This is a genomic window from Halomonas faecis (assembly GCF_010993975.1).
GTDB lineage: Bacteria > Pseudomonadota > Gammaproteobacteria > Pseudomonadales > Halomonadaceae > Halomonas > Halomonas faecis.
In genome coordinates, this window is record NZ_JAACZO010000059.1 from 33258 (window position 1) to 51424 (window position 18167).

Sequence of the window (18167 nt, forward strand, 5' to 3'; positions counted from 1 at the left end):
TCTAGCTTTACTTCAGCTTTGGCGCTTTGACATAGAGGAATAGAGCCAGTGAACCTGCTTAATGCCCCTTGGTTTCCTTTCCGCACCAGGGAAGGAAGCGTCGTCTACCGGCCGCCCACGGCGATGGCCGATCCCGAGATCGTCGATCTTGCCCTGCCTCGAGCCGACTTCCAGGGCGCCGCCTATCAGTTTCTAATCGGACTGCTGCAGACCGCGCTGCCGCCGCAGGGTCACGGCGACTGGCTGGACCGCTTTATTGAGCCGCCCAGCATTGAAGAGCTGGAGGCCGCCTTCGCGCCCCTTGCCGATGCCTTCGAGCTGGATGGTGACGGTCCGCGCTTCATGCAGGACCTCGACCCGCTCGACGACGTCAAGGACGGCACGGTCAGCGGCCTGCTGATCGATGCGCCAGGTGCTAACGGCATCAAGAACAACACCGACTTCTTTGTCAAGCGTGGGCGTGTCGAGGCGATGTGCGAGGATTGCGCCGCCCTGGCCCTGTTCACCATGCAGATCAATGCGCCCGCCGGTGGGGCTGGCATTCGCGTCGGCCTGCGAGGCGGCGGGCCACTGACCACCCTGGTGCTGCCCGAATCGCCCGATGCCAGCCTATGGTCCCGGCTGTGGCTGAACGTTGTGACGTCCAGGGCGCTGACGCGGTCCGGGCAGGCGTGGCAGGCACCTCGTACCGATGGCGAAACCCTGTTCCTGTGGGTGGCGCCGACCCGGGTCAGTGACAGGAAGGGGACCGAGGTCCTGCCTGAGGGCATGCATCCGCTGCACCCCTACTGGTCGATGCCGCGCCGTTTCCGGCTGCTGTTCGACGACGAGCCGTGTCGTTGCGATATCTGTGGACGGGAAGCTTCTCGCGTCGTGCGTCGTATCCGTGCCAAGAAGCAAGGTGCCAACTACGACGGACCCTGGTTGCACCCACTGACGCCTTATCGCCGCGACCCCAAAAAGCCCAATGAGCCACCGCTGTCCACCAAGGGGCAGCCAGGAGGGCTGGGCTACCAGCACTGGTCGAATCTGGTACTGCAGGATGCCGACACCAGCGGCGCGCTGCCCGCCCTGGTAGTGCAGGACTATGTCTCGGAAAAGGTGCGGGCCGTCGACGAGGAGCGCCGTTTCGGTGAGGAGATCGCCGCGCTGCTCAAGCATGCCCGACTGTGGGCCTTCGGCTATGACATGGACAACATGAAGCCCCGCGGCTGGTACAGCGCCGAGATGCCGCTGGTGGCCGTGCCTCCCGCGAAGCAGGAAAGACTGCGTAGCTGGGTGCAACAGTATATCGAACTGGCTCGCCAGATCGCCTGGATGGTGCGCACCCAGGTCAAGAATGCCTGGTTCGCCCGTCCTTCCGATGCCAAGGGCGATATGAGCCATATCGATCTGGCCTTCTATGACGTCACTCGCGGTGCCTTCTTTAACGCCTTATTCGACTTCCAGAAAACGCTGATGGAGGCCGATGGTACTCAACGGCTGCCGTCCGAAGTGGCAGAAGCGTGGTATCGCACTCTGAAGCGTGAAGCGTTGGCACTGTTCGAAGAGCGGGCCTTGAGCGGTGCACTGGAGGCCGTGGACCTACAGCGTGCGACGGCGGCTCGGCGTCAGTTGCAGAGTTTCCTGGCCGGGCGCAGCAAGGGTAGCAAGGCCATTCGTCAATTTGCCGAGACCGGCGGCTTTGCCTTGGTCGCCGAGCCGGCAACCACCGAAGAGGGCGTGTCATGAGTGAAACGGAACCCGCACCCGCAGCGGAGGCCTCGCCGCGTGTATCCGAGCGACCCTATGCCATCGAGCGTAGGGAAGCCGATGCCCTGCGGCGTTGGTGGCAGCGCCTGACGTTGTCTGCGGAAGCGTTGAAGGTCCATACCGAGGCCCCGCCCTGGCCCAAGGGCATGCGGGCGACACTGCGACGCTGCGACACCATCGAAGCGGCAATGCTGACGGAGGCCTTCCGCCACCTTTGGAGCTTGCTACCTGCGAAGGAGGATCAGACGGAAAGACAGCGAGACCAGCGGTTGCAGACCTGGGCCTGTATCGCGCTGGTAGCAGCCGAGCTTCGGGAAGAACTGCCCAGTATGCCGTTGGGGGCGCGCCTTGGTCAGCAGAAGCGTGAAACCGGCAAGCCCTATATGAGCGAACTGCGTTTTCAACAGATGATGACGTCTCGCACGCCGGAAGAGCTGGTGCAGCGACTGCGTCGTGCCCTGGCGCTTGTCGACAAGCGAAACGTCAGTGTCGTTCACCTGGCTGACAACATTGCGTTGTGGTGGCGCGAATACCAAGGCGAGGCTTCATCGCAACCCACTCGGCGCCTCGGGTTCGTGTGGGCCAACGACTATTTCGGCGCCGTGGCCGGCTATCGGCAAGACAACGAGTAACTCGTCAACTACGACAGGGAGCCAAGAACATGAGCCATTTCATCCAGCTGCACCTGCTGACCGCCTATCCGCCTGCCAACCTCAATCGCGACGACCTGGGGCGCCCCAAGACCGCCATCATGGGTGGCGCCAAGCGATTGCGCGTGTCGTCGCAGAGCCTCAAGCGCACCTGGCGGACCTCGGCGCTGTTCGAAGAAGCCGTGGGCCAGCATCGCGGCATGCGCACCAAGCAAGTTGGGATCCAGGCCGCCAAGCGCCTGCAGGAAAAGGGGGTAAAAGAGAAAGACGCCCAAGCCTGGGCCACGGAGATCGCCAAGATCTTCGGCGATGTGGCCAAAGGGGAGCTGGAAACCAGCCAACTGGTTCACATTGGCCCAGAGGAGCAGGCAGCGGTCGATGCCCTGGTCGAGAAGCTGGCCGACGAGTATCGCGCGCCGGAGAAGGAGGATCTCGATCTGCTGCGTCACAAACCATCAGCCGTGGATATCGCGCTGTTCGGTCGTATGCTGGCGGCGTCTCCGGCCTTCAACGTCGAGGCCGCCTGTCAGGTCGCCCATGCCATCACCGTGCATGCCGCCGAGGTCGAGGACGACTATTTCACGGCGGTGGATGACCTGAATACCGGCGACGAGCATCGTGGGGCGGCGCACGTCGGCGAAGCCGGGTTCGGTGCGGGCCTGTTCTACGGCTATGTGTGCATCGATCGCCAGCAACTGATCGAGAACCTCGACGGCGACGAAGCATTGGCCGATCGGGCCATTGCGGCCCTGGTGGAAGCCGCCGTGAAGACCTCGCCCAAGGGTAAACAGAACAGCTTCGGCTCGCGAGCTCACGCCAGTTATGTGCTGGCCGAGCAAGGTAGCCAGCAGCCGCGTTCACTGTCCGTCGCTTTCCTTCGCCCGGTTCAGGGTGATAATCAAGCCATTGAGGCGATTTCTAGGCTCGAACGCCAAGTCAATAAATTTGACGAGGTCTATGGTCCTGGTGCGGAGCAGCGTTTCGTGGTTGCAGCTGAGGTGGATTATGAGAAGCCAAGGCTAGAAGGCCCTGTCGTGCAAGGCGGCTTGACCTCGCTATTCGACTTCCTGACCAGCGATAAGTAGGGAGTCGGCATGATGGAATATCTGGTCTTTCGGCTCTATGCGCCGTTTGCGAGTTGGGGCGAGGCGGCGGTGGGCGAGTCGCGCCCCACCGCCACCTATCCCGGGCGTGGCGCCATCATCGGGTTGCTCGGTGCGGCGTTGGGCGTGCGTCGGGACGACGATGAGAGGCAGCGCCAGCTGCGCGATAGCGTCGGCATCGCCATCAAGCAACGCTCTCCCGGCAGCCTGATGCGCGACTATCACACCGTGCAGGTGCCAGCATCGCAATCCAAAGTAACGTACCGCACCCGACGAGATGAATTGAGTGCCCCACGCAAGGTCATCAACACCATTCTTTCCAGCCGTGACTACCGCTGCGATGGGCTCTGGACCGTTGCTGTCTGGTTGACGCCCGAGGCGGAGTTGACGCTTGGGGACCTGGAGAAGGCGCTCAAGACGCCATACTTCACGCTCTACCTTGGGCGCAAGGCGTGCCCGCCGGCGGCGCCGTTGGCGCCGCGCCGGGAGGCGTTTGCCCAATTACGAGATGCCTTGGACGTCGAATTTCCTCCGCTATGCGGAAGGAATCAGGACGAGGAGCGCAGGGCACTGAGACTGCCGGACAGCGTGGTCTACGCCTGGGAAGGTGATGCCAAGGCCCTGGATGGTAACGGTCATGGCGTGGAGTCCAGCGAGGTTTGGGATGTGCCGCTCAATCGCCGTCGCTGGCAGTTCGGGCCGCGTGCCGAATACCGGCGCATCGTGCAGGCAAGGGAGGACGGCTGATGTATCTGTCGCGTGTACGTGTCGATCTCAACGGTCTCTCCCGGGGAGCCCTGTTCGAGATCATGGGCGGTGGGGCGTACGCTGCCCACCAACTGCTGTGGCAAATGTTCCCGGATCATCAAGGCCAGAGGCCCTTCTTATTTCGCCAGGAGATGGATGACCCCGAGGGGGGAGGCGCACCTAGGGGGCTACCGTTGTTCTACCTGTTGTCCGACCGCGAACCGATGCCTGTTTCTGGCCTGCTCGAGGTGCAGTGCAAGCCGTTTTCTCCGGTGCTGGAAGCTGGGGATCGGCTTGCATTTCGTCTTCGGGCCAATCCTACCGTGGCCAAGTCAGTGGCGGGAAAGAGGGGGCGGCGCGCCGATGTCTTGATGGCGGCCAAGTACCCCTTCGAGGCTGGTGGAGCGAGAAAAAGCCAGGCCTGTACCGAGGCGATGAATGAAGCTGCGCGTGGGTGGTTGACCGAGCGTGCTGAGTCCTGGGGATTCCGTTTGCCAGTAGACCCCGAAGTCGGAGCCTATCGACAGCACGCCTTGCCAAAGAACGAGGGAAGGCCCATTCGTTTTTCCAGTGTCGACTATGAAGGCTTGCTCGAGGTTTCCGACCCGGGACGTTTGATTGAAACGCTTGCGCAGGGCGTTGGTCGTGCCAAGGCCTTCGGCTGCGGCTTGTTGCTGCTGCGTCGCCCCTGATCGTTACCGGGCAAGGAGGCCAAGATGGGGTTCGTTCCGCTCAAGCCCATCCCGGAGAAGGACCGCATGTCGATGATCTTCGTTGGCATGGGGCAGATCGACGTGCGTGACGGGGCTTTCGTCGTCATCGACGAGGTCAACGGTGAGCGCATGCATATACCCGTCGGTTCCGTGGCTTGCCTGCTGCTGGAGCCGGGTACGCGGATCTCGCATGCTGCCGTTAAGCTCGCCTCGGTGGTCGGTACTCTGCTGATTTGGGTCGGCGATGCCGGGGTTCGCCTCTACAGCGCTGGCCAGCCCGGCGGGGCGCGCTCCGACAAGCTGCTCTATCAGGCGCAATTAGCGTTGGATGACCAACTACGCTTGAAGGTCGTGCGCAAGATGTTCGAGTTGCGCTTTGGGGAGCCGCCGCCTTCGCGGCGCAGCGTCGACCAGCTCCGTGGCATGGAAGGTGCCCGTGTCCGCAAAACCTATCAACTGCTCGCCAAGCAGTACGGTGTCAAATGGCAGGGGCGGCGCTATGACCCGACTCAGTGGGATGCTTCGGACGTAGCCAATCAATGCCTTTCTGCAGCGACGGCCTGCCTGTATGGCATTACTGAGGCGGCGATCCTCGCGGCAGGTTATGCACCGGCCATCGGGTTTCTGCATACCGGCAAGCCACAGAGTTTCGTCTACGATATCGCGGACATCGTGAAATTCGAGACGGTGGTGCCCGCGGCTTTCCGTGTCGCGGCGCGAGGTTCTACAGTACCTGAGCGTGAGGTGCGTATCGCCTGTCGAGACGCCTTCAAGCAGACGAAGTTGTTGCAGCGTTTGATCCCAATGATCGAGGAGGTGTTGGCAGCCGGTGAGATCGACCCACCGCCCCCGGCACCTGAGGCCATGCCGCCGGCCATCCCCGAGCCGAACACTGTCGGCGACCAAGGACATCGGAGCAAATAGCGATGGCGATGTTGGTCGTGGTGACCGAAGCGGTGCCGCCGCGTCTTCGAGGTCGGCTTGCCGTCTGGTTATTGGAGGTTCGGGCCGGTGTTTACGTTGGGGATGTCACCAAACGTGTACGCGAAATGATCTGGGAACAGATCAATGCGTTGGCTGAGGAGGGCAATGTCGCCATGGCCTGGGCCAGCAACCACGAGTCCGGCTTCGAATTCCAGACGTATGGCGCCAACCGGCGCGAGCCGGTCGATCATGACGGTCTACGTCTGGTGCGCTTTCTTCCGCCTGAGCCAAGCAACTGATTTCAAAAGATCTTTAACAATCCAGTCTGGTTAAAAAGTAAGCAAAATCGCTGGTGGAATTTCCGCTGGCGATTTTCTTCTTTGTAAACAAGTGTCTACAATTAGTCTGATCCCCGCAGGCGCGGGGCTCAACCGTAGGGGCGATATTCGCCGTCGACCAGCCGCTCCTGATCCCCGCAGGCGCGGGGCTCAACCGAGTTCGAACCGCCGGTGCTGGAGAAGGAAATGCTGATCCCCGCAGGCGCGGGGCTCAACCGGTGACGGCGCGCGGCTCCCGCCGCGGCGGCTACTGATCCCCGCAGGCGCGGGGCTCAACCGCTGCCGAATGCGCCCGCTCCCTATGATGACGACTGATCCCCGCAGGCGCGGGGCTCAACCGCCGTCGAAGATCTCGCGGATGTCCGGGTGGCCCTGATCCCCGCAGGCGCGGGGCTCAACCGATTACCTAACCGCCCGCTGGGATGATGTTCAGCTGATCCCCGCAGGCGCGGGGCTCAACCGTAGTAGACGTGGATTTTACCGATGAAGCGCGCCTGATCCCCGCAGGCGCGGGGCTCAACCGCTCTCGTTGTTCCCCGAAGAGCAGGGCAAGTTCTGATCCCCGCAGGCGCGGGGCTCAACCGGCGAGGCCCAGGGCAGCGACTTTCAGTTCCGCCTGATCCCCGCAGGCGCGGGGCTCAACCGTCGTAGCGCGCATTGAAGTTGATGGCCCCTACCTGATCCCCGCAGGCGCGGGGCTCAACCGCTGAAGAAAAGCGGCTTAACGTTTCAGGCGTTCTGATCCCCGCAGGCGCGGGGCTCAACCGCGCTTTGCTCGACCTACCTGCTGTGCAAATACCTGATCCCCGCAGGCGCGGGGCTCAACCGGTGAATTACATGACGTGCAGTTTGCCGAAGCACTGATCCCCGCAGGCGCGGGGCTCAACCGCTAACGTTGATGTTATACAACGCAAAGGCTTGCTGATCCCCGCAGGCGCGGGGCTCAACCGTCTGGCCGTCAATCTCAATCTCAAAACCGGGCCTGATCCCCGCAGGCGCGGGGCTCAACCGATACCGGAATCAGTGACCGTAGAGCGCGGGGTCTGATCCCCGCAGGCGCGGGGCTCAACCGTCGGGGCGATGGTTAACAAAACCGCCGTGTCCCTGATCCCCGCAGGCGCGGGGCTCAACCGTGATCGACGGCCCGCATAAGGGCACAACCGGCCTGATCCCCGCAGGCGCGGGGCTCAACCGTTTCCGCTTTGTACTTCTCGATTTCCTCGTCCCTGATCCCCGCAGGCGCGGGGCTCAACCGGTGCACACCCGCGTGACTGGCATGGCGGCAAGCTGATCCCCGCAGGCGCGGGGCTCAACCGTCCTCCTTGAGCCGGTAGGCCTCGGCCAGTTCCTGATCCCCGCAGGCGCGGGGCTCAACCGTCGAAGACCTTGCCCAGGTTGGCCATCGAGGTCTGATCCCCGCAGGCGCGGGGCTCAACCGAGGAGGCCCTGCGCGAGCGGGGCCTTTCCGTACTGATCCCCGCAGGCGCGGGGCTCAACCGTCGGTGATGCCGTTGATCGGCTCGTAGAAGGCCTGATCCCCGCAGGCGCGGGGCTCAACCGTCGCTGTTGCTGACGTCCTCGCCCTCGGCCAGCTGATCCCCGCAGGCGCGGGGCTCAACCGCCGGATTCTTCTCGCACCGACTAACCCCGCCCCTGATCCCCGCAGGCGCGGGGCTCAACCGCATGAGGCGGAGTGATGGGCGTAGCTGGCGGCCTGATCCCCGCAGGCGCGGGGCTCAACCGCCGCGAGATCTATGCCGTAATGCTTTGACAGGCTGATCCCCGCAGGCGCGGGGCTCAACCGCGTATGCTTATTACCTCATTAGTTGCCGTATTCTGATCCCCGCAGGCGCGGGGCTCAACCGTCCATGGTGGTGGTTTCGTTGATGTTCTGCGCCTGATCCCCGCAGGCGCGGGGCTCAACCGCGCCTGCTGCTGGACGTGCCGGCGGTCTTCATCTGATCCCCGCAGGCGCGGGGCTCAACCGCATCTACGGGGTGCCGGACTATATCGGCAGCCCTGATCCCCGCAGGCGCGGGGCTCAACCGTACATCGATCAGCAGCGGGAGAGCGCGGCCTACTGATCCCCGCAGGCGCGGGGCTCAACCGTCAGTGCTGGCGAGGTACTCCTCGACGAATCGCTGATCCCCGCAGGCGCGGGGCTCAACCGGCCGCGGCGACCCAGCCCCACAGGCGACTCATCTGATCCCCGCAGGCGCGGGGCTCAACCGGGTGACAGGCGATTGGTTGAAGGGGGTGATGCCTGATCCCCGCAGGCGCGGGGCTCAACCGCGTGCTATTGCAGCACGGATAGCAGCCTCGCTCTGATCCCCGCAGGCGCGGGGCTCAACCGCGCGGGCCGCCATCACAACACCCCCGCCTTGGCTGATCCCCGCAGGCGCGGGGCTCAACCGGTGACCTACCGCTACATGGACGCACTGGCCAACTGATCCCCGCAGGCGCGGGGCTCAACCGTGCCTCCTGGCTGCTGAACAGCCGGCCCATTTCTGATCCCCGCAGGCGCGGGGCTCAACCGTCCCCCGGCCTGCTGCCACGCCCTCATCTCCGCTGATCCCCGCAGGCGCGGGGCTCAACCGCCCTGCGGCGGAGAGCCAACGCCGACCGGGAGCTGATCCCCGCAGGCGCGGGGCTCAACCGATTTTCTGTTCGTCAACGACTTCGGCGTAGAACTGATCCCCGCAGGCGCGGGGCTCAACCGCTACGGCTATCAGCGCCCCGTCACGATCCCGCCTGATCCCCGCAGGCGCGGGGCTCAACCGACGCCGACAGGCGCCAGACGCCCCGCTCCACCCTGATCCCCGCAGGCGCGGGGCTCAACCGCGACAGTTACACCGTGTTCCCTTGGTACGCCCCTGATCCCCGCAGGCGCGGGGCTCAACCGTGCTCGCCAATGGTGGCGACGACCTGCCGGCGCTGATCCCCGCAGGCGCGGGGCTCAACCGTTCCCGTAGGTAAGCGTTTGCTTGTCGCATTACTGATCCCCGCAGGCGCGGGGCTCAACCGGCCAGGTGACCCTGGTCGGCGAGGACTACCCCCTGATCCCCGCAGGCGCGGGGCTCAACCGGGCATTTACGACATGGTCACGGACATGACCGGCTGATCCCCGCAGGCGCGGGGCTCAACCGCCCGCAACGGCGCGGGTTTCCGCCTGCTGGCGCTGATCCCCGCAGGCGCGGGGCTCAACCGGTTGCAGCTAGGGCATGATATGACTAGGTTTTCTGATCCCCGCAGGCGCGGGGCTCAACCGCGCGGTTTCAAAAAGCAGCCGATGAGCGATGCCTGATCCCCGCAGGCGCGGGGCTCAACCGTGGCGCTGGTCGTAGGTGAGGGTCAGCGAGCCCTGATCCCCGCAGGCGCGGGGCTCAACCGAGAGCGGCTACAGCCTCGACGTGCCGGCCTGGCTGATCCCCGCAGGCGCGGGGCTCAACCGGCTCGGGTGGAGAAGGCGATTTGCCGCTCCAACTGATCCCCGCAGGCGCGGGGCTCAACCGAACTCGAAGACTGAGGCGCCAATGGCACCAGTCTGATCCCCGCAGGCGCGGGGCTCAACCGAGACCGCCACGAACGCATGAACGACGCGGCCCCTGATCCCCGCAGGCGCGGGGCTCAACCGCCGAGTCGCGGCTGGAGTGGCTGCACCGGATTCTGATCCCCGCAGGCGCGGGGCTCAACCGGCCCAGGAAGGTAGGGCGGCGGCCGCGGCAAACTGATCCCCGCAGGCGCGGGGCTCAACCGGACGTGGACCGCCTGAAGGGCATCTTCGCCCGCTGATCCCCGCAGGCGCGGGGCTCAACCGTCCTCGATGGAGCGGGTGCTGAACGTGCCCCGCTGATCCCCGCAGGCGCGGGGCTCAACCGTGTGGCTCTCATACCAGGGCACGGTGGTCGCCCTGATCCCCGCAGGCGCGGGGCTCAACCGCCGGGCGAGCCATTCGTAAACAGGTGAAATTCCTGATCCCCGCAGGCGCGGGGCTCAACCGCAATCCGTCAGGCAAACCAAGACGGTCACGGACTGATCCCCGCAGGCGCGGGGCTCAACCGCGTCTGGACGTCGCCGCTCAGGTTGCGGCGCACTGATCCCCGCAGGCGCGGGGCTCAACCGCTGCCGCCCTTCGGCCAGGCGGTGACGGTGCGCTGATCCCCGCAGGCGCGGGGCTCAACCGATCAAGCGTTACACCCTGGCCCGCGACAAGGACTGATCCCCGCAGGCGCGGGGCTCAACCGCGCCAACTGGTGCTGGGAAGACAGCGCTGACCCTGATCCCCGCAGGCGCGGGGCTCAACCGTGGTCATACTGGCCAGAGAAAGAGTCGATCGACTGATCCCCGCAGGCGCGGGGCTCAACCGGTTCCGTTGCATACATCGCGCAGCAGACTCCACTGATCCCCGCAGGCGCGGGGCTCAACCGCCGAGAGCTCACGCCTGGCAGCACAGGCCAGGCTGATCCCCGCAGGCGCGGGGCTCAACCGGATAGCCTGCTGACCGGCCACTACAACCAGGCCTGATCCCCGCAGGCGCGGGGCTCAACCGCAGATCATGACGAGTCGCTCGTTCGGCCGGCTCTGATCCCCGCAGGCGCGGGGCTCAACCGCGAGGCTGTCGAGTACGTGCGGCGGGATAAATCTGATCCCCGCAGGCGCGGGGCTCAACCGCCTTCGCCTGGCTCGAGCGCGTTGGCGACCTGCTGATCCCCGCAGGCGCGGGGCTCAACCGCTACAATGAGTACCCATACCCGGGGCTCGGCGCTGATCCCCGCAGGCGCGGGGCTCAACCGCGCCAGCCGGCGCCGTTGATCGGCCGAGTGTTCTGATCCCCGCAGGCGCGGGGCTCAACCGAACGCAGCATGGCACCTGCGCAGCCAATGGCGCTGATCCCCGCAGGCGCGGGGCTCAACCGGTGTCGAATCATCGGAAGCTCCTTTGGCGTCTCTGATCCCCGCAGGCGCGGGGCTCAACCGCTCTACGAGAACACTGACCCCTCCTGATCGGTCTGATCCCCGCAGGCGCGGGGCTCAACCGGCAACCCGCAGGATGTCATAGAGCTTCTCAACCTGATCCCCGCAGGCGCGGGGCTCAACCGTCCTGGAGTGCCACGACATGCCTCCAAGAAGCCTGATCCCCGCAGGCGCGGGGCTCAACCGCGCGTGCCGTGGCGCAAGCCGTGGGGGCGCCTCTGATCCCCGCAGGCGCGGGGCTCAACCGGCGCTTGAGCGTAAGCGGCAAAAGCGGAAAACACTGATCCCCGCAGGCGCGGGGCTCAACCGACCGGGAAATCCGGTCTTTTGGGTCATTTTTACTGATCCCCGCAGGCGCGGGGCTCAACCGACGTAGGCGTGCGTGTTGTCGCGCAGGCCGCGCTGATCCCCGCAGGCGCGGGGCTCAACCGATCCAGCCCGGTGACGTGGCGGGTGAGCGGCTCTGATCCCCGCAGGCGCGGGGCTCAACCGTTCATTCTTCAGGGTCGGTATCTGGGGTGGTGCTGATCCCCGCAGGCGCGGGGCTCAACCGGCTCGATTGTTCGCTGTAGCGCCGATGATGGACTGATCCCCGCAGGCGCGGGGCTCAACCGGCGAGGAACTCGTGGTAGTCCGGGTAGCGCTTCTGATCCCCGCAGGCGCGGGGCTCAACCGGTACGTGGCGAAGACCGCTACGCCCAACGCCGCTGATCCCCGCAGGCGCGGGGCTCAACCGGGAGCGGCGATGACTGAACACCGCCACCTGCTCTGATCCCCGCAGGCGCGGGGCTCAACCGCCGCCGGCCATTTCGGCGGCGCGACTGGTGAGCTGATCCCCGCAGGCGCGGGGCTCAACCGTTCCACTTGAGCATGGCGGCGACCGATCTTCGCTGATCCCCGCAGGCGCGGGGCTCAACCGCTGGTTGTTGGCGTCCATGAACGACAGCCCCACTGATCCCCGCAGGCGCGGGGCTCAACCGGTCGCCGACGCTTACGACTTGATGGTCTTCGACTGATCCCCGCAGGCGCGGGGCTCAACCGTCGGGGGCGATGACCAGGCGCGGCCGCACGCCCTGATCCCCGCAGGCGCGGGGCTCAACCGCCCCCGTCACGGGTCGGGGTGCCGACGCGCAGCTGATCCCCGCAGGCGCGGGGCTCAACCGCCCTCGATCTCGAAGGTGAAGTCGGAGTTCACCTGATCCCCGCAGGCGCGGGGCTCAACCGCGGCAATTGTCGCTGGGCTACAATGCCAATCTCTGATCCCCGCAGGCGCGGGGCTCAACCGCACATGATCACTGGGAAGACGATGCGCGTGGACTGATCCCCGCAGGCGCGGGGCTCAACCGGATCTACCGCAGCAATCACAGCAGTCGAGAAACTGATCCCCGCAGGCGCGGGGCTCAACCGCCTCGAGCATCTCCTCGTGCTGACTGTCGTCCCTGATCCCCGCAGGCGCGGGGCTCAACCGTCGGCTTGCTCCAGGGCATCGGGCAGGTTGCGCTGATCCCCGCAGGCGCGGGGCTCAACCGGCAGGGGCGACAACCGACGAAGGTCAGGGCGTCTGATCCCCGCAGGCGCGGGGCTCAACCGTTGAGGGGCAGAACCTCGCGTTGCGCGCGGTCCTGATCCCCGCAGGCGCGGGGCTCAACCGGTTCCGCCCGAGACGGTCACGCAGAAGCCTCGCTGATCCCCGCAGGCGCGGGGCTCAACCGTCCGCTTAATCCGACCTGGAGGAATGACCCATCTGATCCCCGCAGGCGCGGGGCTCAACCGCCGTACATCACCGCGATGCCGGGCAGCTCGGGCTGATCCCCGCAGGCGCGGGGCTCAACCGCGATCGATGCGCAGGCCAAACTGTTCGAGGCCCTGATCCCCGCAGGCGCGGGGCTCAACCGACTGTGTGGCGTTCGGCCCTTACGCATCGGCCCTGATCCCCGCAGGCGCGGGGCTCAACCGGCCCCGCATCCGCGCAACCGGCGCAAGCGGGTCTGATCCCCGCAGGCGCGGGGCTCAACCGCCCTCTTTTGGCTATCGGTCGGCCCCTATGGCCTGATCCCCGCAGGCGCGGGGCTCAACCGGCTAGCATCACTGGTGGTTTCCAGCTAAACGCCTGATCCCCGCAGGCGCGGGGCTCAACCGTTCTACCCAATACAACGGCACGCCAGCCACCGCTGATCCCCGCAGGCGCGGGGCTCAACCGTCATTGAACGCTAGCAGCCCCTTCCACTCTGGCTGATCCCCGCAGGCGCGGGGCTCAACCGCAGCGCCGCCTCGAACTGGAGCACGTCCGCCGCTGATCCCCGCAGGCGCGGGGCTCAACCGCAGGAAGGCAGCGGCCACCGCAGCCCAGCGATCTGATCCCCGCAGGCGCGGGGCTCAACCGCATCTCGCGCTCGAGCTGGTCACCGCGCAGTCCTGATCCCCGCAGGCGCGGGGCTCAACCGAACAGCTGCCACAGCTCGAGCTCCAGCGGCGTCTGATCCCCGCAGGCGCGGGGCTCAACCGCGGCGTAGGCCTGCAGCAGGGTGGCGTCGTTGCTGATCCCCGCAGGCGCGGGGCTCAACCGGCGGTGTTGAGGGAATACGCCAGTTGGCCGCGCTGATCCCCGCAGGCGCGGGGCTCAACCGCGCGGAGGCCTCTACAAGACCCGGCAGCGCGACTGATCCCCGCAGGCGCGGGGCTCAACCGCGCGCCTCAGTCTACGGAAAAACACGAGTGAACTGATCCCCGCAGGCGCGGGGCTCAACCGATCTTGCCCATGCTACCTCCGCTACATCATGGCTGATCCCCGCAGGCGCGGGGCTCAACCGGTAATATCGGTAATATCGCCGATTTTTGCGCGCTGATCCCCGCAGGCGCGGGGCTCAACCTAGAGCCCGTGCCAGCCGCCGCGGGCCTGGCGCCTGATCCCCGCAGGCGCGGGGCTCAACCGCCGGAGAAGGCTCGGAAGATCGTGCGGCGAGCCTGATCCCCGCAGGCGCGGGGCTCAACCGTTCCATGAACACCTCCTGGGCGGGGCGTGTGCCTGATCCCCGCAGGCGCGGGGCTCAACCGGAGATCCTGTCGGCCCTGAAGAACTGGCGAGAGCTGATCCCCGCAGGCGCGGGGCTCAACCGCGCCGATCCTTGCCGCCCTGCACGTCTACGGTCTGATCCCCGCAGGCGCGGGGCTCAACCGGCGCGCAGCGACTGGGCTACGCCGATCAGCTCCTGATCCCCGCAGGCGCGGGGCTCAACCGGTGTTCTTCACCGGGGCGCCGCCGCCGGGGAACTGATCCCCGCAGGCGCGGGGCTCAACCGCTGGTTTTCAAGCTCCTTGGCACGATCTTTGACTGATCCCCGCAGGCGCGGGGCTCAACCGTTCATGAACCGCGATGAACCCGACTACAGCGCCTGATCCCCGCAGGCGCGGGGCTCAACCGCTGTCGGCAATCTGCTCCAGGGACAGGCGAATCTGATCCCCGCAGGCGCGGGGCTCAACCGCGGGTTAATGTGGGTTGGTATGGGTTGATGTGCTGATCCCCGCAGGCGCGGGGCTCAACCGAACCGCTATCGCTTCAAGGTGAAGGAAGAAGACTGATCCCCGCAGGCGCGGGGCTCAACCGTCTCCTTAACTCGTGTTTACGCGCCGCTTACTCTGATCCCCGCAGGCGCGGGGCTCAACCGCGGGTGGCCCAGTATCCGGGCACGCCCCACAACTGATCCCCGCAGGCGCGGGGCTCAACCGCTCGCTGAAGACGAACGGGAGGCGGCGCTGGACTGATCCCCGCAGGCGCGGGGCTCAACCGTCACGCTGTCGCTGCTCGTGCCGGTATCCAGCCTGATCCCCGCAGGCGCGGGGCTCAACCGTGGCTGCCGGAGCTGTCCGGCCGAAAGTCCCACTGATCCCCGCAGGCGCGGGGCTCAACCGGATGCCATTGGCAACACCGCCGGCGCCGTCACCTGATCCCCGCAGGCGCGGGGCTCAACCGGCGGGCGAGGTCGATGCCGAGCTTGCGGGCGACTGATCCCCGCAGGCGCGGGGCTCAACCGGTAAAGACGGTGGCGACCAGCAGAGCCTGAACCTGATCCCCGCAGGCGCGGGGCTCAACCGGTCAGGCTCATCGAAGCCCCGGCGCTCACCGACTGATCCCCGCAGGCGCGGGGCTCAACCGGAGAAGCTGGGCATCAACAGCCCCTCCAAGGTCTGATCCCCGCAGGCGCGGGGCTCAACCGGGCGCTGAGCAGGCGGTGACCCTGTAGCTCGTCTGATCCCCGCAGGCGCGGGGCTCAACCGTCCTCGGCCTTCTCCAGGCGAGTGGCGGCGTTCTGATCCCCGCAGGCGCGGGGCTCAACCGGAGGTCGGCGTGTCTGCGCTGCACTGGCTTATCTGATCCCCGCAGGCGCGGGGCTCAACCGTAGGATCTTCCGCCGCTCGCGCCATTTTCTGTCTGATCCCCGCAGGCGCGGGGCTCAACCGGCGGAAGTAAGGCTGTGCCCATGACGGCCCCCCTGATCCCCGCAGGCGCGGGGCTCAACCGGACACGGCACGGGAAAAGTTCGAAGACGCGCTCTGATCCCCGCAGGCGCGGGGCTCAACCGCAGAAGATCTGTCTTCACAAGCCTCATCCCGACTGATCCCCGCAGGCGCGGGGCTCAACCGGATCGCGTCTACCTGACCACCAGTTATGCCGCCTGATCCCCGCAGGCGCGGGGCTCAACCGCCCCCGACCTCGCCACCAAGGACTACTTCGCCCTGATCCCCGCAGGCGCGGGGCTCAACCGTCTTTGTAGTTCGGCCAGTGACCGCTGCATACCTGATCCCCGCAGGCGCGGGGCTCAACCGGAACTTGCCCCGCAGCGCCAGCAGCTCGCCCACTGATCCCCGCAGGCGCGGGGCTCAACCGCTCATGGAATGACCTCAGTGATGTCAATGTTCCTGATCCCCGCAGGCGCGGGGCTCAACCGTCCTGGTTGCTGAGTTCAAGCGCCTGGGTAGCCTGATCCCCGCAGGCGCGGGGCTCAACCGCACGCCAACGCCAAGCGGCTTTGGCACAAACACTGATCCCCGCAGGCGCGGGGCTCAACCGGTCGTGGAGCTACGCGCCAGCGGTGAAGACATCTGATCCCCGCAGGCGCGGGGCTCAACCGAAATCGGCAATGACAGACTGTCCACCTTCGAACTGATCCCCGCAGGCGCGGGGCTCAACCGGTAAAGACGGTGGCGACCAGCAGAGCCTGAACCTGATCCCCGCAGGCGCGGGGCTCAACCGGTCAGGCTCATCGAAGCCCCGGCGCTCACCGACTGATCCCCGCAGGCGCGGGGCTCAACCGGAGAAGCTGGGCATCAACAGCCCCTCCAAGGTCTGATCCCCGCAGGCGCGGGGCTCAACCGGGCGCTGAGCAGGCGGTGACCCTGTAGCTCGTCTGATCCCCGCAGGCGCGGGGCTCAACCGTCCTCGGCCTTCTCCAGGCGAGTGGCGGCGTTCTGATCCCCGCAGGCGCGGGGCTCAACCGGAGGTCGGCGTGTCTGCGCTGCACTGGCTTATCTGATCCCCGCAGGCGCGGGGCTCAACCGTAGGATCTTCCGCCGCTCGCGCCATTTTCTGTCTGATCCCCGCAGGCGCGGGGCTCAACCGGTGGTGAAACCGAGCTGCCTGGCCTTGAGGATCTGATCCCCGCAGGCGCGGGGCTCAACCGCTCGACGAAACCAACCAGGGCCTGGCCAGGGCCTGATCCCCGCAGGCGCGGGGCTCAACCGGTGATGCCGCTGGCATCGGAAGGCGCCCTAACCTGATCCCCGCAGGCGCGGGGCTCAACCGTTCGCCGTGCAGCCCGGGGAAACGGCGTGGGACTGATCCCCGCAGGCGCGGGGCTCAACCGGCCGAGGCCATCGCCAAGTTCCGCGAGTGGGACTGATCCCCGCAGGCGCGGGGCTCAACCGCCCGACGGCCGGACGCTGCGGTTTTCGATGTTCTGATCCCCGCAGGCGCGGGGCTCAACCGCGAGATGGGCGCCGCGCGCCTGACGTTCGAGGCTGATCCCCGCAGGCGCGGGGCTCAACCGTTCATCAAGCAACGTCGCCACCACCTGACCGTCTGATCCCCGCAGGCGCGGGGCTCAACCGCAGGACGCCAGCGGGCACCGATCAGCGGGGATCTGATCCCCGCAGGCGCGGGGCTCAACCGTGGTTATCGGTGCGCAGCTTCTGCCAAAACACCTGATCCCCGCAGGCGCGGGGCTCAACCGCGCGCCGATTATCAGGCCGACGACTTCATCGTCTGATCCCCGCAGGCGCGGGGCTCAACCGACGGAGTACGGCGACGAGGGCTACCCGATCTGCTGATCCCCGCAGGCGCGGGGCTCAACCGACGGAGTACGGCGACGAGGGCTACCCGATCTGCTGATCCCCGCAGGCGCGGGGCTCAACCGTCGCCCGATGCCCTGACATGCCGGGCCGGATCCTGATCCCCGCAGGCGCGGGGCTCAACCGGCCTTCACCTCGTCGCGGTTCTCGCGCATCCACTGATCCCCGCAGGCGCGGGGCTCAACCGCGCAAAAGCGCTTGGGGCGTGGCGGCGGCTTCCTGATCCCCGCAGGCGCGGGGCTCAACCGCCGCCGAGGCAGAGGGCGTCACCCTGGGCGATCTGATCCCCGCAGGCGCGGGGCTCAACCGCCCCGTGAGGCGTTTTAAGCATGCAGGAAGGCCTGATCCCCGCAGGCGCGGGGCTCAACCGAGCTCCATCATGCTATCGACGTCGCCGCTGCTCTGATCCCCGCAGGCGCGGGGCTCAACCAGTCAATCAATCGCATGTTGCTACTGGACGGCACTGATCCCCGCAGGCGCGGGGCTCAACCGGAAATTACGCGCGTGTTCACGCTGGCCCGCAACTGATCCCCGCAGGCGCGGGGCTCAACCGTCCCCTTTCCCCTCATCTCAGAACCCAACCGGCTGATCCCCGCAGGCGCGGGGCTCAACCGGTCGTGGA

The 18167-nt window shown here is 66.5% G+C and carries 7 protein-coding genes and 1 CRISPR repeat array (1 of these 8 only partly in view); all 7 genes read left to right on the top strand.

Annotated elements, in window-relative coordinates:
- Positions 1-48: 48 nt before the first annotated feature.
- From casA to cas2e, 7 genes are read left to right on the top strand one after another with little or no spacing between them, the layout of a single operon-like run.
- Positions 49-1731, top strand: coding sequence for a type I-E CRISPR-associated protein Cse1/CasA (casA, locus tag GFD32_RS19110; RefSeq protein ID WP_163578169.1), 1683 nt, complete (start codon positions 49-51; stop codon positions 1729-1731).
- Entirely contained in the window at positions 1728-2384 is a 657-nt protein-coding gene (casB, locus tag GFD32_RS19115; protein ID WP_163578170.1) for a type I-E CRISPR-associated protein Cse2/CasB, read from the top strand. Before casA ends, casB begins: the two co-directional genes overlap by 4 nt.
- Positions 2385-2413: 29 nt before the next feature.
- Positions 2414-3487, top strand: coding sequence for a type I-E CRISPR-associated protein Cas7/Cse4/CasC (cas7e, locus tag GFD32_RS19120; protein WP_163578171.1), 1074 nt, complete (start codon positions 2414-2416; stop codon positions 3485-3487).
- A gap of 9 nt (positions 3488-3496) precedes the next feature.
- Entirely contained in the window at positions 3497-4252 is a 756-nt protein-coding gene (cas5e, locus tag GFD32_RS19125; RefSeq protein ID WP_205599170.1) for a type I-E CRISPR-associated protein Cas5/CasD, read from the top strand.
- The gene (cas6e, locus tag GFD32_RS19130) at positions 4252-4944 is read left to right on the top strand and encodes a type I-E CRISPR-associated protein Cas6/Cse3/CasE (protein ID WP_163578172.1); all 693 of its coding nucleotides are present in this window, start codon (positions 4252-4254) and stop codon (positions 4942-4944) included. The genes cas5e and cas6e overlap by 1 nt, the downstream gene beginning before the upstream one ends.
- Before the next feature lie 24 nt (positions 4945-4968).
- Positions 4969-5889, top strand: a complete 921-nt coding sequence (gene cas1e / locus GFD32_RS19135) for a type I-E CRISPR-associated endonuclease Cas1e (protein WP_163578173.1) — start codon at positions 4969-4971, stop codon at positions 5887-5889.
- 2 nt (positions 5890-5891) lie between these two features.
- The gene (gene cas2e, locus GFD32_RS19140) at positions 5892-6188 is read left to right on the top strand and encodes a type I-E CRISPR-associated endoribonuclease Cas2e (RefSeq protein ID WP_163578174.1); all 297 of its coding nucleotides are present in this window, start codon (positions 5892-5894) and stop codon (positions 6186-6188) included.
- 106 nt (positions 6189-6294) lie between these two features.
- Positions 6295-18167: a CRISPR direct-repeat array (repeat unit 29 nt; unit sequence CTGATCCCCGCAGGCGCGGGGCTCAACCG); it runs 1212 nt beyond the window's last position.